The organism is Citrobacter sp. KTE151 (assembly GCF_000398845.1).
Lineage (GTDB): Bacteria > Pseudomonadota > Gammaproteobacteria > Enterobacterales > Enterobacteriaceae > Citrobacter > Citrobacter braakii.
In genome coordinates this window covers 186,861-210,024 of record NZ_KB976064.1, presented here as the reverse complement: position 1 = coordinate 210,024, position 23,164 = coordinate 186,861, and the positions used below count along the sequence as shown (strand labels likewise).

At 53.7% G+C, this 23,164-nt stretch carries 21 protein-coding genes; 11 read left to right on the top strand and 10 right to left on the bottom strand.

Annotated elements, in window-relative coordinates:
* Nucleotides 1-169: 169 nt before the first annotated feature.
* From WC7_RS25480 to WC7_RS13660, 3 genes are read right to left on the bottom strand one after another with little or no spacing between them, the layout of a single operon-like run.
* Nucleotides 170-295: a DUF2474 domain-containing protein gene (locus WC7_RS25480; RefSeq protein WP_003020230.1), complete on the bottom strand. Its 126-nt coding sequence runs from the start codon at nt 293-295 to the stop codon at nt 170-172.
* Nucleotides 295-1,305 carry a cytochrome d ubiquinol oxidase subunit II gene (gene cydB, locus WC7_RS13655; RefSeq protein WP_016153157.1) on the bottom strand — a complete coding sequence of 337 codons (1,011 nt, stop codon included), beginning with the start codon at nt 1,303-1,305 and terminating at the stop codon, nt 295-297. Before cydB ends, WC7_RS25480 begins: the two co-directional genes overlap by 1 nt.
* Complete coding sequence (locus WC7_RS13660) at nt 1,305-2,708, bottom strand: cytochrome ubiquinol oxidase subunit I (protein WP_016153156.1); 1,404 nt, start codon at nt 2,706-2,708, stop codon at nt 1,305-1,307. Before WC7_RS13660 ends, cydB begins: the two co-directional genes overlap by 1 nt.
* 310 nt (nt 2,709-3,018) lie before the next feature.
* Here WC7_RS13660 and WC7_RS13665 point away from each other — a divergent pair, with 310 nt between their 5' ends.
* The 6 genes from WC7_RS13665 to patD all read left to right on the top strand — a co-directional run bounded on the left by WC7_RS13665 (nt 3,019) and on the right by patD (nt 10,126).
* On the top strand, nt 3,019-4,428 hold the full coding sequence (locus WC7_RS13665) for an aminotransferase-like domain-containing protein (protein ID WP_016153155.1): 1,410 nt from the start codon (nt 3,019-3,021) through the stop codon (nt 4,426-4,428).
* 329 nt (nt 4,429-4,757) lie between these two features.
* Complete coding sequence (gene ydcS / locus WC7_RS13670) at nt 4,758-5,903, top strand: putative ABC transporter substrate-binding protein YdcS (protein WP_016153154.1); 1,146 nt, start codon at nt 4,758-4,760, stop codon at nt 5,901-5,903.
* Between the two features lie 16 nt (nt 5,904-5,919).
* The gene (locus tag WC7_RS13675) at nt 5,920-6,936 is read left to right on the top strand and encodes an ABC transporter ATP-binding protein (protein WP_016153153.1); all 1,017 of its coding nucleotides are present in this window, start codon (nt 5,920-5,922) and stop codon (nt 6,934-6,936) included.
* Nucleotides 6,937-7,881 carry an ABC transporter permease gene (locus WC7_RS13680; protein ID WP_016153152.1) on the top strand — a complete coding sequence of 315 codons (945 nt, stop codon included), beginning with the start codon at nt 6,937-6,939 and terminating at the stop codon, nt 7,879-7,881.
* Complete coding sequence (locus WC7_RS13685; protein WP_003020204.1) at nt 7,871-8,677, top strand: ABC transporter permease; 807 nt, start codon at nt 7,871-7,873, stop codon at nt 8,675-8,677. The genes WC7_RS13680 and WC7_RS13685 overlap by 11 nt, the downstream gene beginning before the upstream one ends.
* A 21-nt stretch (nt 8,678-8,698) precedes the next feature.
* A complete protein-coding gene (gene patD, locus WC7_RS13690; RefSeq protein ID WP_016153151.1) occupies nt 8,699-10,126 on the top strand; it encodes an aminobutyraldehyde dehydrogenase in 1,428 nt (475 codons plus the stop codon).
* A gap of 195 nt (nt 10,127-10,321) precedes the next feature.
* On the opposite strand, the gene WC7_RS13695 is transcribed toward patD, so the two are convergent.
* Nucleotides 10,322-11,449, bottom strand: coding sequence for a multidrug effflux MFS transporter (locus tag WC7_RS13695; protein WP_016153150.1), 1,128 nt, complete (start codon nt 11,447-11,449; stop codon nt 10,322-10,324).
* 101 nt (nt 11,450-11,550) lie between these two features.
* Between WC7_RS13695 and WC7_RS13700 the strand changes: the two genes are divergently transcribed.
* Complete coding sequence (locus tag WC7_RS13700) at nt 11,551-12,330, top strand: AraC family transcriptional regulator (RefSeq protein ID WP_016153149.1); 780 nt, start codon at nt 11,551-11,553, stop codon at nt 12,328-12,330.
* A 119-nt stretch (nt 12,331-12,449) separates the two neighbouring features.
* Here the strand turns inward: WC7_RS13700 and yncL are convergent, their stop codons facing one another.
* Complete coding sequence (gene yncL / locus WC7_RS25475) at nt 12,450-12,545, bottom strand: stress response membrane protein YncL (RefSeq protein ID WP_071524268.1); 96 nt, start codon at nt 12,543-12,545, stop codon at nt 12,450-12,452.
* 192 nt (nt 12,546-12,737) lie between these two features.
* Here yncL and WC7_RS25470 point away from each other — a divergent pair, with 192 nt between their 5' ends.
* Nucleotides 12,738-12,911: a GhoT/OrtT family toxin gene (locus WC7_RS25470; protein ID WP_016153148.1), complete on the top strand. Its 174-nt coding sequence runs from the start codon at nt 12,738-12,740 to the stop codon at nt 12,909-12,911.
* A 19-nt stretch (nt 12,912-12,930) separates the two neighbouring features.
* Here WC7_RS25470 and WC7_RS13705 read toward each other — a convergent pair whose 3' ends face one another.
* From WC7_RS13705 to WC7_RS13715, 3 genes are read right to left on the bottom strand one after another with little or no spacing between them, the layout of a single operon-like run.
* A complete protein-coding gene (locus WC7_RS13705; protein WP_016153147.1) occupies nt 12,931-15,090 on the bottom strand; it encodes a virulence factor SrfC family protein in 2,160 nt (719 codons plus the stop codon).
* Nucleotides 15,087-18,068, bottom strand: coding sequence for a virulence factor SrfB (locus WC7_RS13710; RefSeq protein WP_016153146.1), 2,982 nt, complete (start codon nt 18,066-18,068; stop codon nt 15,087-15,089). The genes WC7_RS13705 and WC7_RS13710 overlap by 4 nt, the downstream gene beginning before the upstream one ends.
* Before the next feature lie 4 nt (nt 18,069-18,072).
* Entirely contained in the window at nt 18,073-19,386 is a 1,314-nt protein-coding gene (locus tag WC7_RS13715; RefSeq protein ID WP_016153145.1) for an SrfA family protein, read from the bottom strand.
* Nucleotides 19,387-19,668: 282 nt separating this feature from the next.
* On the opposite strand from WC7_RS13715, the gene WC7_RS13720 reads away from it, so the two are divergent.
* Nucleotides 19,669-21,267 carry an ABC transporter substrate-binding protein gene (locus WC7_RS13720; protein ID WP_016153144.1) on the top strand — a complete coding sequence of 533 codons (1,599 nt, stop codon included), beginning with the start codon at nt 19,669-19,671 and terminating at the stop codon, nt 21,265-21,267.
* 17 nt (nt 21,268-21,284) lie between these two features.
* Complete coding sequence (locus tag WC7_RS13725; protein WP_016153143.1) at nt 21,285-21,518, top strand: YdcY family protein; 234 nt, start codon at nt 21,285-21,287, stop codon at nt 21,516-21,518.
* Nucleotides 21,519-21,584: 66 nt separating this feature from the next.
* Here the strand turns inward: WC7_RS13725 and WC7_RS13730 are convergent, their stop codons facing one another.
* Nucleotides 21,585-22,034, bottom strand: coding sequence for a DMT family transporter (locus tag WC7_RS13730; protein ID WP_016153142.1), 450 nt, complete (start codon nt 22,032-22,034; stop codon nt 21,585-21,587).
* Nucleotides 22,031-22,549: a GNAT family N-acetyltransferase gene (gene mddA / locus WC7_RS13735; RefSeq protein ID WP_016153141.1), complete on the bottom strand. Its 519-nt coding sequence runs from the start codon at nt 22,547-22,549 to the stop codon at nt 22,031-22,033. The genes WC7_RS13730 and mddA overlap by 4 nt, the downstream gene beginning before the upstream one ends.
* A gap of 37 nt (nt 22,550-22,586) precedes the next feature.
* Between mddA and WC7_RS13740 the strand changes: the two genes are divergently transcribed.
* Complete coding sequence (locus WC7_RS13740; RefSeq protein ID WP_016153140.1) at nt 22,587-23,162, top strand: helix-turn-helix domain-containing protein; 576 nt, start codon at nt 22,587-22,589, stop codon at nt 23,160-23,162.
* Nucleotides 23,163-23,164: the final 2 nt, after the last annotated feature.

The window sequence follows — 23,164 nt, the reverse complement described above, 5'->3', positions numbered from 1 at the left end:
AGCTGCGGAATTGACGATAATTTCGCCAGGTGACTATTCAATATTTTAATCGGGTTAATGACAATCTCTGTTTTGTCATTTCGATGTTTTTTACATTTTTGTTTAGATAACGTTGGGATTTGTCACAACCGGGCAGTGCAGCGCTGCCCGGTTGTTATCAGAGAGAGAATCAGGATTTAAATCCGGCGGCCGTCATCAAGAGACGAAAGAACATACCAACGGCGGCCAGGGCCAGCACGCTGCCGCCCCAGAGGATCACCAGCCACATCAGGCGTTTCCAGATTGTTTGTTGCATCAATGATACCCCTCACCATGTTGAACTTTGCCGCGGAAAACGTAGTAGCTCCAGAAGGTGTACACCAGGATTATCGGGATAATCAGCAGCGCGCCAACCAACATAAAGCCCTGACTCTGCGCCGGAGCTGCCGCCTGCCACAGCGTAATGGACGGTGGAATGATGTGGGGCCAGATACTGATCCCCAGCCCGCTGAACCCGAGAAAAATCAGCCCCAGCGTCAATACAAAAGGCAGCGTATGGCTGTTTTGCTGACCCAGCGAGCGCCACAGCCAGAGGCTAATCAGCGCAACCAGGAGCGGAACCGGCATCAGGAACCACAGATTGGGCAGGCTAAACCAACGCTCGGCAATGGCGCTGTGCGCCAGCGGCGTCCACAGGCTGATAATGGCAATGACAACCAGCATCGCCAGCAGCAGTTTTCTTGCCACGCAGCGCATTTTATCCTGCAACGGATTTTCGCTTTTCATCACCAGCCATGTTGCCCCCAACAGGGCGTAGGCTACAACCAGGCCCACGCCGCAGAACAGGGTAAAGGGGGTAAGCCAGTCGAAAGGACCGCCGCTGTAGCTGCGTCCGGTGACGGAAAATCCATTGAGTACGGCACCGACCACTATACCCTGAGTGAATGTCGCGAGGATTGAACCGCCGAGAAAAGCTTTGTCCCAGAATGGTCGATGCGCCGGCGTGGCTTTGAAGCGAAACTCAAACGCGACGCCGCGAAATATCAGGCCGATGAGCATCAGGGTCAACGGGATCGTCAGCGCATCGACAATCACCGCATAGGCCAGGGGAAAAGCGCCGAATAATCCGGCGCCACCCAACACCAGCCAGGTTTCATTACCGTCCCATACCGGGGCGACGCTGTTGACCATCACATCGCGGTCATCCGCATCTGAAATCGCAGGGAATAAAATACCGATCCCGAGATCAAAACCGTCCATCACGATATACATCAGCGTGGCGAACACGATAATTACAAACCAGATAACTGATAAATCGATACCCATTAGCGGTGTGCCTCCGGTTGAGAATCGAGAACGACAGCAGAAAGCGGCCGTGCCGGCGTGCCTGTTGGTGGAATGGTCGGCTCATCTTCCTGTGGTCCTTTACGGATCAGGCGGATCATGTAGCTGTAACCCACGCCAAACACCGAGCTATACACCACAAAGAAAGACAGTAGGCTGATGCTCATATGTAAATCACCATGTGCGGAAACCGCATCCGCCGTACGTTGCAAACCGTAAACCACCCACGGCTGACGGCCAACTTCGGTGGTCACCCAGCCAGCAAGGATGGCAATCAGACCGGAGGGCCCCATCCACAATGCAAAACGCAGGAAAGGACGTGAGGTGTATAGCCGCTCCTTATAACGCAGCCACAGGGCAAACGCGCCCAGCAGGATCATCAGCATGCCTAACCCTGCCATAATGCGAAACGACCAGAACACGATGGTGGAATTGGGCCTGTCTTCCTTCGGAAATTCTTTTAACGCCGGGACCTGTTTATCCAGACTATGAGTCAGGATCAGGCTGCCCAGCGCCGGGATTTCCAGCCCATAGCGGGTGCGCTCCTGCTCCATATCCGGCCAGCCGAACAACAGCAGCGGGGTCGGTTCACCGGGCGGATTTTCCCAGTGTCCTTCAATCGCCGCAATTTTTGCAGGCTGGTGCTTCAGCGTATTCAACCCGTGCATATCGCCAATTAAGGCCTGCAGCGGAGCGACGATTAACGTCATCCACAGCGCCATTGAAAACATAGCGCGAATTGCTGGCGTGCTATTACCGCGCAATAAATGCCATGCGGCTGAAGCCGCGACAAACAGCGCGCTGCTCAGGAAGGCGGCAACGGACATATGCAGCAAACGATAAGGGAATGACGGATTGAAAATCACGGCGAACCAGTCGACGGGAACGACTTGCCCGTTAACAATTTCATAGCCCTGTGGCGTTTGCATCCAGCTGTTGGAGGCGAGGATCCAGAAGGTAGAAATAATAGTACCCAGCGCAACCATACAGGTCGCGAAGAAGTGAAGCCCTGGGCCAACCCGGTTCCAGCCAAACAGCATTACCCCGAGGAAGCCCGCTTCGAGGAAGAAGGCGGTTAATACTTCATAGGTCAGCAGCGGCCCGGTGATGCTACCGGCGAACTCAGAAAAACCACTCCAGTTCGTGCCGAACTGATAAGCCATCACCAGCCCGGAAACCACGCCCATACCAAAGTTTACGGCGAATATTTTCGACCAGAAATGGTATAGCGAGCGCCAGGTCGGATTTTTCGTTTTTAACCATAACCCTTCGAGCACCGCCAGATAACTGGCGAGGCCAATGGTAATCGCCGGAAAGATGATGTGAAAGGATACCGTAAACGCGAACTGGATCCTCGCCAGGTGAAACGCGTCAAGACCGAACATGCTTAGCTCCGCAGGCAAAATTGATTTGGCGCAATTCTAAGGCTGCGAAGCAATGGAAGGCAGAAACAGAACAGTTCTTTTTAACCATAACAGTTGTCGCGCTGTTATAGGTTGGACTGGCTGATATGAAATCTGGAACCTGGATTCCTGTTATCAAATAGCGTCCACATCTTGAAACACGCGCCTTAGGCAAGGAACTGTCAGTAACAATGTTGTAAAACTGTTAACTATAACAGTTATAAAAAATGCCCTGATTATGTAAACTGATATATACAGTGCTTGTCATCGACACCAATTATCAGGACGAAAAATGAAAAAATACCAGCGACTGGCTGAGCAAATTCGCGATCAAATCGCGTCTGGCGTATGGCAGCCCGGCGATCGCTTGCCATCCTTGCGCGAGCAGGTGGTCAGCAGCGGCATGAGTTTTATGACCGTCGGACATGCATATCAGTTGCTGGAAAGTCAGGGCCGGATTATCGCCCGGCCGCAGTCGGGTTACTATGTTGCCGCGCGCCCTGAACGTGAGCTGGCAGCGCCGCAGGCGCAGGTGATGCGCGATGAAGCGGTGGATATCAACACCTATATTTTTGATATGCTGCAGGCCAGCCGGGATGCGTCAGTGATGCCATTTGCCTCTGCATTCCCTGACCCGCGTCTGTTTCCCCTCCAGCAGTTGAACCGCTCGCTGGCGCAGGTCAGTAAAACCGCGACCGCCATGAGCGTGATAGAAAACCTGCCGCCGGGAAATGATGAGCTGCGCCATGCCATTGCCCGCCGCTATGCTCAACAGGGGATGATCATTTCACCTGATGAGATTGTCATCACTACCGGTGCGCTGGATGCCCTCAACCTGAGCCTGCAGGCGGTTACCGAACCGGGAGACTGGGTGATTGTCGAAAACCCCTGTTTCTACGGGGCGTTGCAGGCCCTGGAGCGATTACGGCTGAAGGCGCTTTCGATTGCCACCGACGTGAAAGAGGGGATCGATCTTACCGCGCTGGAGCAAGCGTTACAGGAGTATCCGGTAAAAGCCTGCTGGCTGATGACCAACAGCCAAAATCCGCTGGGTTTTACGCTCAGCCCAGAGAAAAAGGCGCACCTGGTCGCATTGCTGGAAAAATATCATGTAATGTTGATAGAAGATGATGTCTACAGCGAGCTGTACTTTGGTCGCGAAAAACCACTGCCTGCCAAAGCCTGGGATCGCGCCGACAGCGTTTTGCATTGTTCATCCTTCTCGAAGTGCCTGGTGCCCGGATTTCGCGTGGGCTGGGTGGCGGCCGGGAAGCATGCGCGGCGTATTCAGCGACTCCAGCTCATGAGCACGTTATCCACCAGTTCCCCCATGCAGCTTGCGCTCGTGGATTATCTGTCAACCCGGCGCTATGACGCGCATCTGCGCCGCTTACGCCGTCAACTGGCGGAACGAAAACAGCAGGCCTGGCAAACGTTGCTGCGCCATCTTCCGGCGGAAGTCAAAATTCACCATAACGACAGCGGCTATTTTCTGTGGCTGGAACTGCCTGAACCGCTTGATGCAGGCGTGCTCAGCACCCAGGCACTGGCGCACCATATCAGCATTGCACCGGGAAAAATGTTTTCGACCTCGGGGAGCTGGACTCGTTTTTTTCGCTTTAATACCGCATGGCACTGGGGAGAGCGTGAGGAACAGGCTGTGAAACAGCTGGGAAAATTAATTCGCGAGATGATGAAATAAAACGTAACGCGCTATTCAATATAAAAGAATAGCGCGTTCTTATTTTCGAAATAGAGAATACCTAACCCCGATGTTATTTATATCGGGTGCTACCATACAAAAAATCAATAGTTCTTACTATTGCCACCTTTGCACCTAACTCCTTGTCTATACTCCAGAAGATTAAAGCTCCCGATCAGCGTCAGTAGCGTAATGAGCGTTAGCTCACAACCTGATTAAATTTCCTTGCGCCAGCAGGAACGCTTACAACACCCCGACTATTTTTAGGAAAGGACATATATTTACGGCAAGGCTGCCGCTCAATATTTTTTAGACAGGAGTAAGACGTTATGAGCAAGCAGTTTGCCCTCAGTAGCCTGTGCGCACTCAGTATGACGCTGATGACTGCACAGGCAGCCGAACCCCCGACATCCTTAGATAAACCGGAAGGCCGTCTGGATATTATTGCCTGGCCGGGCTACATCGAACGTGGACAGACCGATAAACAATATGATTGGGTCTCGCAGTTTGAGAAAGAGACCGGCTGCGCGGTCAATGTTAAAACAGCGGCCACTTCTGATGAAATGGTCAGCCTGATGGCAAAAGGCGGCTACGACCTGGTTACCGCTTCCGGTGATGCCTCATTGCGTCTGATTATGGGAAAACGCGTTCAGCCGATTAATACCGCGCTGATCCCTAACTGGAAAAGTATCGATCCGCGCGTGGTAAAAGGCGAGTGGTTTAACGTTGGCGGAAAAGTTTACGGTACACCGTACCAGTGGGGGCCAAACCTGCTGATGTACAACACCAAAATTTTCCCAACACCGCCGGATAGCTGGAACGTGGTATTTGTTGAGCAAAAACTTGGGGACGGAAAAAGCAATAAAGGGCGCGTTCAAGCCTACGATGGCCCGATCTATATTGCCGATGCTGCATTATTCGTTAAGGCGACTCAGCCGCAACTGGGCATTACCGATCCCTATCAGCTCACCGAACAACAGTATCAGGCGGTGATCAAAGTTCTGAGCGATCAACACGCGCTGATCCATCGCTATTGGCACGATACCACCGTGCAAATGAGCGACTTCAAAAACGAAGGTGTGGTGGCGTCCAGCGCCTGGCCTTATCAGGCGAACGCCCTGAAAGGAGAAGGCCAGCCTATTGCCACGGTCTTCCCAAAAGAAGGGGTTACCGGATGGGCTGATACCACCATGCTGCACAGCGAAGCCAAACACCCGGTGTGCGCTTACAAATGGATGAACTGGTCATTAACCCCGAAAGTTCAGGGCGACGTCGCAGCCTGGTTTGGTTCTCTGCCAGTCGTGCCTGAAGGTTGTAAAGCCAGCCCGCTGCTGGGTGAAAAGGGCTGTGAAACCAACGGCTATAGCTACTTTGACAAAATTGCCTTCTGGAAAACGCCGATCGCAGAAGGTGGCAAATTCGTTCCTTACAGTCGCTGGACGCAGGATTACATCGCCATTATGGGCGGTCGTTAATTCCGCTGGGGGTTTTATGACGTACGCAGTGGAGTTTCATAACGTCTCGCGTCTGTACGGGGATGTTCGTGCAGTTGATGGGGTGAGTATTGCGATTAACGACGGTGAGTTTTTCTCTATGCTGGGGCCATCCGGCTCCGGCAAGACCACTTGTCTGCGCCTTATTGCAGGGTTTGAGCAACTGTCAGGCGGCGCAATCACCATTTTTGGTAAGCAGGCCAGCGAATTGCCGCCCTGGGAACGGGACGTCAATACGGTATTTCAGGATTATGCGCTATTCCCGCATATGTCGATTCTCGACAATGTCGCCTACGGGCTGATGGTCAAAGGTATTGATAAAAAACAGCGTCACGCTAAAGCACGTGAAGCGCTGGATAAGGTTGCGCTCGGTTTTGTTTATGAACGCAAACCATCGCAACTTTCCGGTGGCCAGCGGCAACGCGTGGCGATTGCCCGCGCGCTGGTCAATGAACCGCGCGTCCTGCTGTTGGATGAACCGCTCGGGGCATTGGATCTTAAGCTGCGTGAGCAGATGCAGCTGGAACTGAAAAAGTTACAGCAATCCCTGGGTATCACCTTCATTTTTGTCACCCACGATCAGGGTGAAGCCCTGTCGATGTCCGATCGTGTGGCGGTGTTTAATAATGGTCGCATCGAACAGGTGGATTCTCCGCGTGAACTGTACATGCGTCCGCGCACACCGTTTGTGGCAAGTTTCGTCGGGACGTCAAATGTTTTTGATGAAACGATGTCAGCGAACGTTTGCGGGCTACAGGGTATGTTTTCCCTGCGTCCGGAACACATTCGCTTGAATGATAGCAGTGGCGAAGTCCAGGCCCGGGGGGTTATCCAGGCTGTGCAGTACCAGGGTGCGGCGACACGTTTTGAGCTGAAACTTGTCGGCGGTGAAAAATTGCTGGTTAGCCAGGCGAACCTGACGGGAGAAATGCTGCCGACAACGCTGTCGCCGGGTCAACAGGTGATGGCATCGTGGTCACGCGACGTGATGGTACCGCTGGTTGAGGAGAGGTGAATGGCTATGAATGTCTTACATTCGCCTCCACAGTCGACAAGTCTGAACCGGATCTCAGGGTTCTTCTGGCGTAATCCAGGTCTGGGGCTGTTTTTGCTGCTCCTCGGACCGCTGATGTGGTTTGGGATCGTCTACTTCGGCTCATTACTGACGCTGTTGTGGCAAGGTTTTTATACCTTCGATGATTTCACCATGTCGGTCACGCCCGATCTGACGTTGGCGAATTTGCAGGCGCTGTTTAATCCCGCCAACTACGACATCATTTTGCGTACCCTGACGATGGCGGTGGCGGTCACCATTGCCAGCGCGATTCTGGCGTTTCCGATGGCGTGGTATATGGCGCGATATACCAGTGGCAAAATGAAAGCCTTTTTTTACATTGCTGTGATGTTGCCGATGTGGGCCAGCTACATTGTTAAAGCCTACGCATGGACGTTACTGTTGGCTAAAGACGGGGTGGCGCAGTGGTTTTTAACCCATCTGGGGCTGGAGCCTCTGCTGCTTTCGTTCCTGACGCTGCCTGCGGTCGGCGGCAATACGTTGTCGACTTCAGGGTTAGGGCGTTTTCTGGTGTTCGTCTACATCTGGCTGCCATTTATGATCCTGCCGGTACAAGCCGCGCTGGAGAGACTTCCGCCTTCGCTCTTACAGGCCTCCGCTGATTTGGGCGCTCGTCCGCATCAGACTTTCCGCTATGTGGTCCTGCCACTGGCGATACCCGGTATCGCGGCAGGGTCGATCTTTACCTTCTCTCTGACGTTGGGCGATTTTATCGTGCCGCAACTGGTGGGGCCGCCAGGCTATTTCATCGGCAATATGGTGTATTCGCAACAAGGGGCGATCGGCAATATGCCGATGGCGGCGGCATTTACTCTGGTGCCGATTGTGTTAATCGCACTGTATCTGGCGTTCGTGAAGCGTCTGGGAGCTTTCGATGCACTCTGAACGCGCGCCCTGGTTACTCAAACTGGCGGCATGGGGCGGGGTTATTTTCCTGCACTTTCCCATCCTCATCATCGCCACCTATGCTTTTAATACTGAGGAGGCTGCTTTTAGTTTTCCACCGCAGGGGTTAACGCTGAAGTGGTTTAGCGTTGCGGCGCAACGTAGCGATATTCTGGAATCGGTGACGTTGTCACTTAAAATCGCTGCATTGTCGACGGCCATTGCTCTCGTTCTGGGAACGCTGGCCGCTGCCGCACTGTGGCGCAGGGACTTTTTTGGTAAAAGCGCAATATCGCTGTTGCTGCTGTTGCCGATCGCGCTGCCGGGGATTATTACCGGTCTGGCGCTACTGACGGCGTTTAAAACTATCAACCTGGAACCCGGTTTTCTCACCATCGTGGTCGGCCATGCGACGTTTTGCGTGGTGGTGGTATTTAACAACGTCGTGGCGCGTTTTCGCCGTACCTCATGGAGTCTGGTTGAAGCGTCTATGGATCTTGGCGCCAACGGCTGGCAAACCTTTCGTTATGTCGTGCTGCCAAACCTGGCATCTGCACTGCTGGCGGGAGGAATGCTGGCGTTTGCTTTGTCGTTTGATGAAATCATCGTGACAACGTTCACCGCCGGACATGAAAGAACACTTCCTTTGTGGCTGCTCAATCAACTGGGTCGACCACGAGATGTGCCTGTCACCAACGTTGTGGCATTGCTGGTAATGCTGGTGACAACACTGCCAATTTTAGGGGCCTGGTGGCTAACGCGTGAAGGCGACACTCTCGCCGGAAACGGTAAATAAACGACGATATGGGAAATTGCTATGCAACATCAATTACTGATTAATGGCGAGCTGGTCAACGGTGAAGGTGAAAAGCAGCCAGTCTATAACCCTGCCACTGGAGAACGCATTCTGGAGATTGCCGAGGCGTCAGCCGGGCAGGTTGATGCGGCGGTACGTGCAGCAGACAGCGCATTTGCCTCCTGGGGACAAACCACACCGAAAGTCCGTTCCGAACTGCTGCTGAAACTGGCGGATGCTATCGCCGATAACGCGCAAACCTTCGCTGAGCTGGAATCGCTTAACTGTGGTAAGCCGCTGCACTGTGTCCTTAACGATGAAATTCCGGCAATCGTCGACGTTTTCCGCTTCTTCGCCGGGGCAGCTCGTACTCTACAAGGGCAGGCGGCCGGAGAGTATCTGGAAGGGCATACGTCGATGATTCGGCGGGATCCGCTGGGCGTGGTGGCCTCTATCGCGCCGTGGAACTACCCGCTGATGATGGCGGCGTGGAAACTGGCACCGGCGCTGGCGGCGGGTAACTGTGTGGTGATTAAACCGTCAGAAATTACCCCGCTAACGGCACTTAAACTGGCAGAATTTGCCAAAGATATTTATCCGCCTGGCGTTATCAACGTGTTGTTTGGCCGTGGCAAAACGGTGGGTGACCCGCTGACCGGTCATGAAAAAGTCCGGATGGTTTCCCTGACCGGCTCCATTGCGACCGGTGAACACATTATCCAGCACACCGCGCCTTCGATTAAGCGCACACATATGGAGCTGGGCGGCAAAGCCCCGGTCATCATTTTTGATGATGCCGATCTGGATGCTGTGGTGAGCGGCGTGCGAACCTTTGGGTATTACAACGCCGGGCAAGACTGTACCGCCGCTTGTCGAATCTATGCCCAGAAAGGCATTTATGACGCGTTGGTTGAGAAACTCGGTGCCGCGGTTGCCAGTCTGAAAATCGGTGCACCAAATGACGAATCGACGGAGCTGGGGCCGGTAAGCTCGCAGGCGCACCTCGATCGCGTGACTAAAGCGGTCGATGAAGCCAAAGCACTGGGGCATATCAAAGTCATCACCGGTGGTAAAAAAGTGGACGGCGCAGGCTACTACTTTGCTCCGACGCTACTGGCCGGGGCGAAGCAGGAAGATGCTATCGTGCAGCGGGAAGTTTTCGGTCCGGTGGTCAGCGTCACCGTATTTGAGGATGAAGATCAGGTGCTGGCGTGGGCAAACGATTCGAAATACGGCCTGGCATCCTCCGTCTGGACTCGGGATGTGGGGCGCGCGCATCGATTTAGCGCTCGCCTGCAGTATGGTTGCACCTGGGTCAATACCCACTTCACGCTGGTCAGCGAGATGCCGCACGGCGGACAAAAACAGTCTGGTTATGGCAAGGATATGTCGGTTTACGGGCTGGAAGATTACACGATTGTTCGCCATGTCATGATCAAGCATGAGTAATATCTGAAGCGCGAGCGATAAATGCGGCTCGGATAGCTAAATACTGGCAAACGTGTGTCTATATTATTCGCGCCACTGACCTCGTCGCCATCGGACGACGGTAAGTTGGAAATATCCGCGAGGTCAGGCTAATTGATACAACAAAGCCCCGGCTTATTAATGTCAGGGCTTTGTGCTTTCAGGAACGTCGTCCGGTTATCCGCGGCGCAAGCTGCAAATCCAGGCGAGTAGCGCACAGACGCTCAGAACCAGCCCCAGTTGTTGCACCATGCCTGCAACCCCTAGCATCATTCCCAGCAACAGGTAATAGCTTAATCCGAATAATGCACCGGCGGCCCCGGCCTGTTCACGATAGTGGCGTAGGGCCTGACTCAGCACATTGGGGATCGCGATGCCATAGGCAATCACCGCGCCGAAAACCGGTATCAGAATCCACGCGGAGTGCTGTACCCACCACGCGGCGAGGCCTGACAATGCTGCCAGCGCACAGGCATAACGTACCCTCTGTTCCGATGTCAGGTCTGTCGTCAATAATCTCCGGTTCAGCAGGCTGCCCGACAGCGAAGCAAATGCAAGTAGTCCCCCCGTCCAGCCAAAGGCTCTGGAACTCCATCCCAATTGCCCGAAAAGAAACGGAGCCAGGCTGTAATAGCTAAACAGCATGGTGTTCAGCAGCGCAACCAGCATGGTATTTTTCCACAGCTCGCGGTCACGCATCATGCGGGAGAGCAGTGCAGCAAGGCTGGGTCTGAGCGTATTTTCGGGCCGGGTTTCTGGCAGCAAAGTCGCAGTCAGTAGCAGCAGTAGCAGCGCCAGCAGCACAAGGGCAATAAATACACCGGTATGACCATACAGGCTGACCAGCCAACCTCCGCTTAGCAGGCCGAAAACGGGACTCAATGCCAGCGCAGCGCCCATCACGGAAAAGACGCGGGATAGCGCAGTTGATTCATACGTGTCCCGTAACATGGTCTGTACCACCACTGACCCGGCAGCCGCGCCGGTGGCTGAGATCATCCGCGCCAGCAGCAAAACGCTGAAGTCAGTGGCAACCACGGCCAGGGTACAACCTGACCCATAGCAGATAAGTCCTGCCAGCATCGCCCAACGTCGACCGATGCAGTCGCTCAGCCAACCCCACATCGCCACGCCGATGGCGAAGGCAATAAAATAAACGGAGAGTGTTTGCGCCGCGCGCTCACTGCTTACGTGAAAAGACGTGGCGATTCCTGGCAATGCCGGGCTATAAATGGTTTCCACCAGTTGCGGAAACATAATCAGCAAAGTAAGAAGCCACAGCGGCGGGCGGCGAAGAGTGTTCATAGCAATATCCAGAGAGACAGAAAACTGGCGGGCATTATTGCTGAAAGGGGGGTGTCGCATTACCATTATCAAGACTTTAAATATCAACTATCGGACAGATAATGGAAATTGCCCCGGATGATGATTTCGATGCGGATAGCTTTGATAAACCGGTAATCGGCATTGCCTCCGAGATGGGCGTACACGATTCCGGCCGGCATAGCCATCTTCGTCATCAGCTACTTTTTTCGGCTGCGGGAAGCATTACGATTGAGCTGGAGCATGCCCTGTGTCTGCTACCGCCACGGCGCGCGGTCTGGATCCCGGCTGGTACGGTACATCGCGCCATAATGCGCGGGGTGATGGCTTATCGTTCGTTGTATTTTTCAACTACATTGCCGTTATCTAAATTTCCGCTGCAGATAGTCGACGTTAATCCTCTCTTTTTTGAAGTAATAGAACGTATGGCTTTCTGGCCGTGGGAAATGCCTGCCGCGCAGCAGGCCAGTCTTATCACCGTTTTCTGTGAGGAAATGCGGGCCGCCCACAGTGAAAACTGGACGTTGCAGTTTCCCTCAGATCCACGGCTGAACGTGTGGCTTGAAGGAGTACGTATGGGCGAATTGCCACCACGACTAAATCAATTATCCCAACGGGTTGGGGCATGCGAGAGGACGATCAGTCGAATATTTACCAGGGATACCGGGATGAATTATCAGAGCTGGCGGCAGCAATTTAGACTATTAAAAGCCATGGAGATGCTGGCTGACGGGGGGCAGATCAGCCAGGTGGCGCAATATCTGGAATTTGTCAGTGACAGTGCTTTTATCGCTTTTTTCCATCAGCATACCGGCACAACACCGAGCCGTTATGCGGGCAATATAATGCCGCAGAAGGATTAGGGGGATTACATACTAAGGATAATTTACCGGGTGGCAGGAGAGTGGGAAAATCGTGTACTAATGGCAGAGAGAAGAGCCTCTCTGCCAGCGGACGCTGCAATTAATCAAGAAGAACGACATCAAGCAAACCAGCCAAACCTTGCGGAAATCAGACTGAAAAGTCCTACAGCAGCAAATATATTTATCAGCACCACAGTTTTACTGGAAACATTCATTTGTGCCACCTTTCGTTTTAACCCTTATGGGTATAGTACGGGTTATAACTATCCGCAATAGTACGGATTCTGAACATAATGAAAACGGCTTGTTTTACCGGCGTTTCTTTTAAAATAATTAATAAAACTTGATGTGGGTCATGAAAAAGAGCATATTGCGCGCGATTTTACCTTTCGGCCCGGATGCCTGACATGTCTCTGTACCAAAAAATGCTGGTTTTTTATGCGGTGATGGCCGCTATCACGGCAATCATCACCTGGTTTCTTTCCCGCGATAAAAAGCGGATTCGTTTTCTCAGCGCAGTATTAGTCGGGGCGACCTGGCCGATGAGTTTTCCCGTCGCGTTAATGTTTTCTCTCTTCTGATGACGGCGTAAACGCCGTTTCAGGAGGAAAGCAGGGCATCTAATCGTTTTTTGTCGGCTGCGCAAACATCCATTGGATGCTGATATCCCACGTTTTCATTGGCGCGGGTATACAAAGCGACCAGCCAGTCGTAAACGTAACGGCTTGCGCCATGCGAAGGTTGTTCATCCAGTTTCGTCAACCGTAACATCGGCTGTTGCGCCGGGGCACTAAAAATAGCCGATCCTTTTTGGATCCTGCTGGCCGGACGCTGTTCCTCTGCCACGCTGGCAAATCCAAGCCAGGTAATAAAATCCCCAATATCGGCGTGAAGCTGCGCGGCGCAGACGTTTTCTCGCTGCATAATGCGCTGTAAGCGTTGCGGCATCTCCAGCCGATAGCTGGTGGTAACGAGGATATCGGCAACCTGCCTTAGCGTACGCGGCTCGAGACGTAATCGGCGCGCATTATTTTCATCGCGACACCACTGGCGCACGTGGTTAACCCACATTTTGTGCGCCTGATACCCGGCCTCTTTGCTTTCCGGCGAGTGCGGTGTGTCACGCACCTCGGCAAACAGGTCAATCTCTTCATTAAATAATCCGCTCACCTGTTCCTCGCGCGGCTGCTGAACACGCAGCAGCGACTCAAAGAGGCGCATCGGCGGAAGCAAACCGTCCAGGAGTTCGCCATGCTTTGCCGCCTGGGCCTGGAGCTGGCGGATCACCGACTCATTGCTACCCGATTCGGTTTCAACGGGATTAATCCAGCCGATCAGGGTTTCGCGTACACGCTGCTGGTGCTGCTCACGCAGGGAGGTCAATCTCGCCTGGCGTTGCTGGGGCGAGGTTGCCTGAGTCAGCCATTCGACGAGGCGTTGTAAGCTGTGTTTATCCAGCGCCTGCAGCGTGCCCCAGTGCAGTCCGGGTTTGCCCATTAATTGCTGCACAGATTCATCAAGATTTTGCTGAGTGCTAAACCGCGCATCCTGCGGAGTAATGGCCCAGACCACTCCCGGCAATGCGGCGTCATGTACGGGCTGAGTGTCGTTAACCCAGCCCAGCAGCTTGCGGGTGATGGCGGGCGTCTGGGAGCGGGTAGAAACCGCATTACAGATTAAAAGTACATCCGGTTGCAGATGCTGGCGATAATGTTCCAGCATCCAGCCTAATTTGGCCTGCCACAATGGATGGGGATGAACATCCGGGGCGAGGGGAATATCCAGCAGATCGACATTCTCCAGTACCGCGTCTTCAACCGTCAGGACCAGCTCGCGCGTGAGCAGCGCCAGCGAAGCCTGAGAAAGGCTGACCGCATTGAGCAACTGATCATTTTCTATTGGATGAACCACCACATCGCTTTGCGCCTCATTTCCGTTCAATGCTACCTGAGTCAGGAAACTCTCGGCAGGTAAACCAAAATGGTCAACCAGCAGGCTCAGCGGAGCCGCGAGTTCTTGCGCGCTCCCGGTTTGTTGCAGCGTATGCGCCAGCGCCAACCACTGTTGCGTCAACTCTGGCTGTTCTCCCCACAGTAACGCCCAGGCGTTTGCCCGGGTAGTCAGATCCAGTGCGGGTAGCAGCGTGGCAAACTGATGCCATAGCGCGTCGTCAAATTGCTGTTGTCTGGCCGGTACGCAGGCGCGCCAGAAACGGCCAATTGCCGCGACATCATGCGCGGTAATGCCCGGCACCGGATGACGCTGGCGCAACGTTTGCCATTTTTCCAGGCGCGCCTCAATAATCGATTTCTCGACCTGGCGGTTGTCCGCAAGCGCACAGAACTGGGTAATAAATAGCTGTACCAGTTCGGCTTCACTGAGTAGCCGCAGGCGCAACGGCCATTCACCATCGAGCGGATTTTCATCACGCGTAAAGCGGATCGCCATATTGGTTGGCGCATGACCAGGATTAATATGTGAAAAGTAATCAAAGCTGCGATCCGGGGTAACGATATTCACTTTGCCATTGGCGTTGCTGCACAATGCTGTGAGCAGGTGCGCTTTTGCCGATTGCGAATGTCCGTAAAGCCCAACGCATCCTCGCGATGAAAAGGTTGTCTTCAATGCAGACTCATTAACGGCAGCCAGGGTGAGCTGTGCCAACAGGGCATCCGCTTCATCATCAAGACGCGCCGCACGCTGACGGGTATCAGTTACCCACTCGATGGCGGCCTGCGCGGTGTTTAACATCTTACTCATTTCAGGTACACGCTCCCGCTATCAATCCAGTAATGGCTCCCGCTATGGCGTCGGTCTGCCAGCGTATTCAGTTTTAACGTTAAGGCATTGGCGGCAACGGGAGTGCCATCCTGTAACCACGCATCGCTCAGTACGAAGAATTCCGGGCCGCTTTCTTTGCTACCACCGCGTAACTGCAGCCGTACATTCAACACGCCATCTCCGGCGATGGTTTTTGCCAGTTCGGCAGAGTTTATGCTGAGCGTATACAGCGGTGTGGCAGGCCAACGGCTGTTGGCCAGTTGGCGGAAACCTAACGTAACGTTGCCGCGCAATGGGAAGTGCAGGCGGGCATCCAGCTTCGCGCCGGGCTTATCCAGATCGATATCGTGATACCAGATGTTCTCATCACGCAGCGTATTGACCGTATTATCCAACACGCCGAGATAACGTACGGTCGAGTAAGCGCCGATATCGGCAGCTTTAAAGTTGAAACGCGGCAAGCGTAGATCCAGCGCCAGGCTACACAACATTGCACCAACTGCTGCGGTGGATTTGGGGTTACCAATCCGCCCTTGTTGGCTGAACGGATACCACTCATGTACGCGGTAGTTATCCATCCAGATCATACGATTAACCGGAACGGGCTGCAGATGGCGGATCAACGCCTGTACGCCCGGCAAACAGGCGGGTCTGCCGGTCACTAATAAAATATCGCAGCGATAGTGTGAAATAGCCTCACAGACCGCGTGCAGTGGGGAGGTCAGGGTAAACTGGCCCGCCAGTAACGCTTCTTGTAACTGCCTGAACTGCACCTGTAACGGCACGCTCAACACATCAAACGCTGGCGATCCCGCAGGTAACGCATGATCGATAGCCTGCTGGATGTAATTCAGTACGTTGCGCGTTGGTTGCTGGCTCAGGAGTTCGCCAAAGGTGGCATGCAGACCCGCTACCGGATCGTTAATATCACTTTGTTCCCAGGCTGAAAGTACCGCATGACCGAGCGGCATAAAGAGTTGTAACGCCGTTTGTTGACGCAAAATCGCCTGGGTGTCGATGCGCCCGGAATCGCCAAATAGCGTAGCCAGCAATGCGGCCGCGTCGGTCACGCCAGCCTGTTGCAGACGGGTTTGCAGCGCAGGCAACACGCAGCGCTGAATCACGTCCAGCAGCATGTCATCGCCCGCAACCTTAAAGCCTTCACGGAACAGCAGGTGCGGGGTAATTTTGACATTTGTACCCACGCCGTCATCAAGCTGGTAATGGACGACGGCCATATCCGTTGTCCCGCCGCCAATGTCGATCGATGCCACGCGCAGCGCACGACCTTTAGTCTCACCAGGCTCCGGCAGACGGTCCGGGCGGGCAAGGGCGTTAAAGAACGATTCGGTGTGACCATCGTAGTGAGAGATAGCTTCGTTATACAGCCACACCAGTTGCCCGCAGCTGGCCTCATCCCATTCCATCTGGATCTCAGGTACGGGAACCACGCTCTTTTCCTGCTGTTTACGGGTGGTGAAGTCTTCATCCTGCGGGTGCCAGCCCATTGCTTTCCAGACCAACGCAATGGCTTCAAACATGCGCAGGCGGAAAATCTCACGCTCCTGTTTGGGCATCGCCGAGGGCAGGGTCAGGATCAGCGTACGCAACTGACGAGGAGATGCCGGGAATCCGAGGCGCAAACGCGTCGCCACGCTGTTAATTTGCCCCAGCGCCTGGGCCAGTATTTCGCACAACATATGCGTCATCAGCGTACTGCGGCTGTATTGCGGTGAGAATACCGGCAGACGATCATCCTGCGGCAGGGTGAACAGCGGTTGCCCGTCATCGTTCATCAGGTTCATCAGCGGGAAGGCGGTAGCCAGTGGTTCGCGCTGGGTTTTGCCATTCATCTGGCTAAAGCGCCAGTCATGCAACACCGGCGTTTCGTCCCACAGATAACGGCGCGGGCTGGAGATCCCACTGCTGCCTTCAGTGCCCATGCGCTGCATCGCCAGCTTTCGGGCTTCATCGCCAACGCGGACAATCGACGGCCAGATAAAGGCATCATCACGACCGCTCTCCACGGAAAAGTGCTGCTTACCAAAACGCGCTTCGGAAAACTCCAGTCGGCTGGTGAACAACGGATCGTTGAGAAACTGTGGCTCGCTTAACGAACGCACCTGCAATTCGGCTGTCTGGCGCAGTCCGTCATTGGCATCCCCGTGATCTTCAATCAGGACGCCACAGGTATGGGTGTTACCGATATCCAGGATAAGATCAACGGGAATGGCGGGCGTGCTAAGGGTATGCGTGACCAGTTTCACTTCCGGAACGGAAAGCTGCTCGCCTAACAGGGTCAGCACATTCAGCCAGTGCGCCTGATATTCAAAGTTACGCAGCGCCTGCTGGATCTCTTGTTCTGAGCGGTTCTCATGCTGTGTGACATGATGCATAAAGGATTCGCGCAACCAGCCGTCAATCCAGGTCTGGTCGAGGAAATCGGCAATTTCGTTGTCATGCCAGGCCAGCGCAAATCGCGTACCGTTCAACAGGTCATTTTCGTTGGGGGTTAACGCCGCAGGGGCATTTTCAGTGAGCTGGCTGTCCAGCGCCACGGTGACGCGGTGGGTGTTGCCCGCGCTGTCAGGTTGCGCCAGCTTTCGCACCTGTACGCGCGCCCAGTTATCCGGGCCTTCAACGAACGTACGCGGCGGATTAAAGCGCAGGAACGGCAGCGGCAGCCAGACACCGTCGAGCACGTCCAGCGAATAATGCAGCTTCTGGGTGCTTTCCGGCTTCACCACTTCGGGCTGACCGCCGGTGCTGCCTGGTAAGGTATAACGTCCGGTTGTCAGATCGAAATCCAGCCGCAGCAGGGGACCGTTTGCCGTTTTGCGCACAAAGCGGCCATGATGCGCAGATTCCTGCGGCGTCAGGCCAAAATCCAGAAATTGCACACCGCTATTGGCGATGAGCGTCACGCTCTGTTTGTAGTCACACAGATTCACCAACATAAAATCAGGCACCTATCTTTTTGATCGTCAGAGGGATTTCCGCGTGATCGTCATAACGTGCGGTACAGGCTGCGACGTCATTGGTTCCCGCTTTGCAGGTAATTTCCGGCATCGGATAACGTGACCCGTCCGTACAACGGGCATTCCCGCGACTCTTAATCATTAATTCACCTGACTGATGCAAACCGGAGAAAATCTCGGCACGACAAACAATATTGTCGCCATGAACCACGCGCGCCGTGCCTTTATTGGCCTGGATCTGATAGCGCAGCGACGGCGCTTTACCGCTAACCGGATCTTTAACATCAACCATTACGCGCCAGTTACCGTTGAGAAAACGCGTCGTTCCTGCCTTCATCTGGTTGGCATCCATCACCAGCGCATCTTTTGGAATCGCGGCGATCACGACCGGTCCTTCGATAGGTTTTTCTTTTTTCGCAGCCGGAGCCACTTCAGCCCGATGCAGCGGCAGTGCAGATGTCAGTTCTGGCAGCGGTGCCATATCTGCCTTAGCGACGTCTCCAGGGGGAACAGCGGGTACGGGCTGGGTGGGCTGTTGCTTCCACAGCAGCGGCCCAACCATGGCTGCAATGATCACCGCGGCAACGGGCAGGCTCCACAGCGGCAGGCGGCGTGCGGGTTTCTTCTTTGCGAGCGGCGGCGAGACTTCCGGTTCGTTAACAACGACCGGGGGTTGTGGTTCATGTTCAGGTTCAGCCGGTTTAGGTAGCTCAACGACTGGAGTCAGCAAAGGTGCCTCGGCCTCGGCGAAGGTGATTGGGGCAGTGATTTCTTCTTCCGGCTCAGGCTCCGCTACGGTGACGGCCGGAGGAATATCGGCAAGGCGTAGGCAATCGAGCACATCGTCGCGAGGATTTTCATTCAGATTGACGAAACCCCAGAACGTAATAACGGGTTTACCTTCAACCAGAAACACGTGATTCTCACCAGGAAACTGGATGGCTTTTTCCAGCAGTGAGCCAAACAGTTGCAGGGAGGTTTTACCCGATTGCAGACTTTTACGGCTAAGCGCCGCCGCATTTTCCAGCGTGCTCCCCAGATAGCGCAGCGCACGAAAACGGGCCTCTTCATCAGCGGCTTTCCATGCAACGGCTTTCCCTTCAATCGGCGAATACCAGTCAACGCGATCGCCGTTGTCGTTAATTTGTGGGATCGCCAGACAATCCACCATCGCCTGCTGTTTACGCAGGCGAAGCGTTTCACGAATTTGCAATGCTGAATCAAACACGGCCTGACCACCGCCGCCCACGGCCTGATAGTCATCCAAATTGCCGCTGCGCAAGAGAGTTTTTGCCACGTTGTTACCCCTTAGACTTCTTCACGTATCTACTTTACGTTTTATAAAAACGAGCAAACGGTGGAAGAGAGGCAAAAAGGGGCGAATTTTCATGGCATAGAGTGCCGGGAAAAATCTTGACGTTTTGAAAAAGACTTAAGGGAAATTAATTCGCTTAGGGTGATGAATTATTCAGCGAAATACACCGGATTAGAATAACCTGATAGTGATTTGTTATTGGTCAGTTTTTGTCAGCTATGCTCTGATATCCCGGTTAATAATAAAATAAGAAGGCTTATAACCATGATTGCAAGGAAAACGTTACTCGCGCTGGCGCTCAGCGCCGTCTTACCATCAGGCGCGGCGTTCGCGGCCAATACTGACACTCTCATTTACTGCTCAGAAGCGTCGCCAGAGTCATTTAACCCGCAAATCGCCAGTTCCGGTCCATCGTTTGTGGCCAGCTCACAGGTGCTCTACAACCGACTCATCAATTTTGATCCGGTAAAAAATACGCCAGTTCCGTCTCTGGCAACGGACTGGACGATTTCGCCGGACGGTAAGACCTACACTTTTACCCTGCGTCAGGGCGTGAAATTCAACAGTAATAAATTTTTTAAACCAACCCGCGACTTCAACGCTGATGACGTGGTTTTCTCGGTATTACGACAGAAAGATGCCGATCATCCGTACCACAAAATTTCTCAGGGAAGCTACGAATACTTCAACGATGTCGGTTTGGATAAACTGATTAAAGAAGTGAAGAAGGTCGATGATTATCATGTTCAGTTTATCCTTAATGAACCTAACGCCGCATTTCTTGCCGACTGGGGAATGGATTTTGCCTCCATCCTCTCTGCGGAATATGCCGACGTGATGCTGAAAAAAGGCACCCCGGAAAACGTCGATAACTGGCCAATTGGCACCGGGCCATACGTGTTGCAGCAGTACAAGCAGGATTCGCAAATCCGCTATCTCGCCAACCCCAACTACTGGGACGGCGCCGTCCCCACGAAGCACCTGATCTTCTCAATCACGCCAAACGTACAGACCCGATTGGCGAAACTGCAAACCAATGAATGTCAGATAATTCCGGCGCCTGCGCCCGTACAGTTTGACGAGATTAAGAAGAATAAAGATTTGACGCTGCATTCGGTTGAAGCGCTGAACGTCGGGTATCTGGCGTTTAATACCGAGGAAAAACCGTTTGATAACGTGCTGGTGCGTCAGGCGCTTAACTACGCGACAGACAAAAAGGCCATTATTAACGCCGTCTTTTTAGGTTCCGGTACGGTGGCAAAATCGCCAATTCCGCCGAATATGTTGGGGTTCAATAAAGATCTGCAGGATTACGCTTACGACCCGCAGAAAGCGAAAGATCTGCTGAAACAGGCGGGACTGGAAAACGGCTTTGAAGCGACGCTGTGGTCAATGCCGGTTCAGCGCCCATACAACCCGAACTCCCGACGGATTGCCGAGATGATCCAAAGCGACTGGGCGAAGGTTGGCGTGAAGGCGAAAATTGTGTCGTACGAGTGGGGCGAATATCTCTCCGGAATGCGTAAAGGTGAGCATGACACCGCGTTGTTCGGTTGGATGTCAGACAACGGCGATCCGGATAACTTCGCCGATGTACTGCTGGGTTGTGACAGCATTAAAACCGGATCTAACGCCGCGCGCTGGTGCGATAAAGAGTATAATTCGCTGGTTCAAAAGGCGAAACTGGTGAGTAAACCGGAAGAACGCGCCGCGCTTTACCAGCAATCGCAAGAGATTTTCTACCAGCAGGCTCCGTGGATTGCGTTGGCAAACGGGAAAACGTTTTACGCGACGCGCAGCAACGTCAGCGGATACAGCGTTAGCCTGATGGGCAGCGATTTTTCAAAAGCAAAATTAAATTAATGAGTTAAGGAGAGGTTATGTCGCATCTGGATGAGGTCAGCGCACGTGTTGATGCCGCCATTGAAGAGAGCGTCATTACGCATATGAATGAATTGCTGATTGAACTCAGCGATGATGTCGTGCTGAGCCGGGAAGAACGTTACACCCAGCAACAGCGTTTGCGTACGGCTATCGCACATCATGGCCGTCAGCATAAAGAGGATATGGAAACCCGTCGCGAACAGTTGACCAAAGGCGGCACAATCCTTTAATTCGTTGTGGCCAGATGGCGAAGTAACACCTTATCCGGCCTGCATGTTCAGGCCGGATAAGCGCAATTAAAACGAACGTCTCGCCACCAGCCAGGCCCCAACGACCAGCAGCACCGCGCCGCAGATCGGCCCCACCAACGCCCGCAGCGGCACGCCATGACTGCGCAGAATATCCAGCACCAGTCCGCCGATTAACTGGCTGGCCACCAGCACCGCGATAGTGGTTGCTGCACCCACATTTTGGTATCCACTGATGCTGGCAAAAACAAAGAACGATCCCAGCAAGCCAGGGATTAGCGTCCACCAGCGCACGCTGGAAACCAGTTCCCCAAACCCCGCCATACCTTGCTTAAACCACAGTATGCTGACAAACAGCACGATCCCGACCAGCGAGTTAAGTAACATGGCGATGAGGATCGTCGAGGACGTCTGCGTGATGCGTACCATCAAGGTATTTTGCACCACCAGACCAATACCTGCGGCAATCAGAAAGGAGAGGGTTAGCGTCTGGTTCATCTGCTGGCATCCGGTTCGCGGCGATCGTCTAACTGCAACTGCATAAAAGTCAGATCCAGCCAGCGCCCAAATTTCGTGCCAACCTGTGGCATTTGCGCGGTGGTTTTAAAACCCAGCGTACTGTGCAGATGCAGCGACGCCTGATTCTGAGACTCAATGCCAGCAACCATCACATGCTTGCCGCACGCGCGGGCTTCTTCTATCAGTCTGCTGAGCAGCGCTCGTCCCAGGCCTTTACTCTGATGAGCAGGATGGACATATACCGAATGTTCAACGGTATGACGGAATCCATCAAAGTTACGCCAGTCGCCAAAGGAGGCGTACCCTGTAATCACGCCATTCTCTTCACTCACCAGCACCGGATAGCCCATCAACTGGCGGGCTTGATACCATGAGATACGGTTTTCGGCATCGACCGTTTGATCGTTCCAGATAGCCGCCGTATGCAGTACCGCGTGGTTGTAGATTTCTGCAATGGCGGCACAGTCTTCTTTGCTGGCAAATCGAATGGACATGTTGAACCTCAGGGATTGTTCACTATAGTATTACAATATGAATACTATTGAAGACAGCATAAATCAACGGATCGGTGCAAGAATTCGCATTGAGCGGGAGTCTCGCGGGTGGTCTCTGACGGAACTCGCTGAGCGCGCAGGCGTGTCGCGGGCGATGATCCATAAAATAGAGCGCGGTGAGAGCAGCCCAACGGCCACGCTGCTGGGCAGGCTCTCCGGTGCCTTTGGTATCAGCATGTCTATGCTGATGGCGCGGGCCGAAATGCAGGAGGGCAAGCTGCTGCGCTTCGCTGATCAGCCTGTCTGGCACGACCCGCAAAGCCACTATCTGCGCCGCCACGTTTCACCGCGCAGCGATCTGCCTATTGATCTGGTGCAGATAGAATTGCCTGCCGGAAGCGATATCCCGATGCCAGCCTCTTCCTACGTGCAGGCAAGACAACTTATCTGGCTACAGCAGGGGGAATTGGTCTTTGTGGAAGGGGACGTGCGTCATGAAATGCGGGCTGGCGATTGCCTGGAGCTTGGTCCGCCGAATGATTGTCGGTTTATCAATGAAACCGCACAACCCTGCGTTTACCTGGTTGTGCGGTTAAATCATGTCGTCAGCTAACT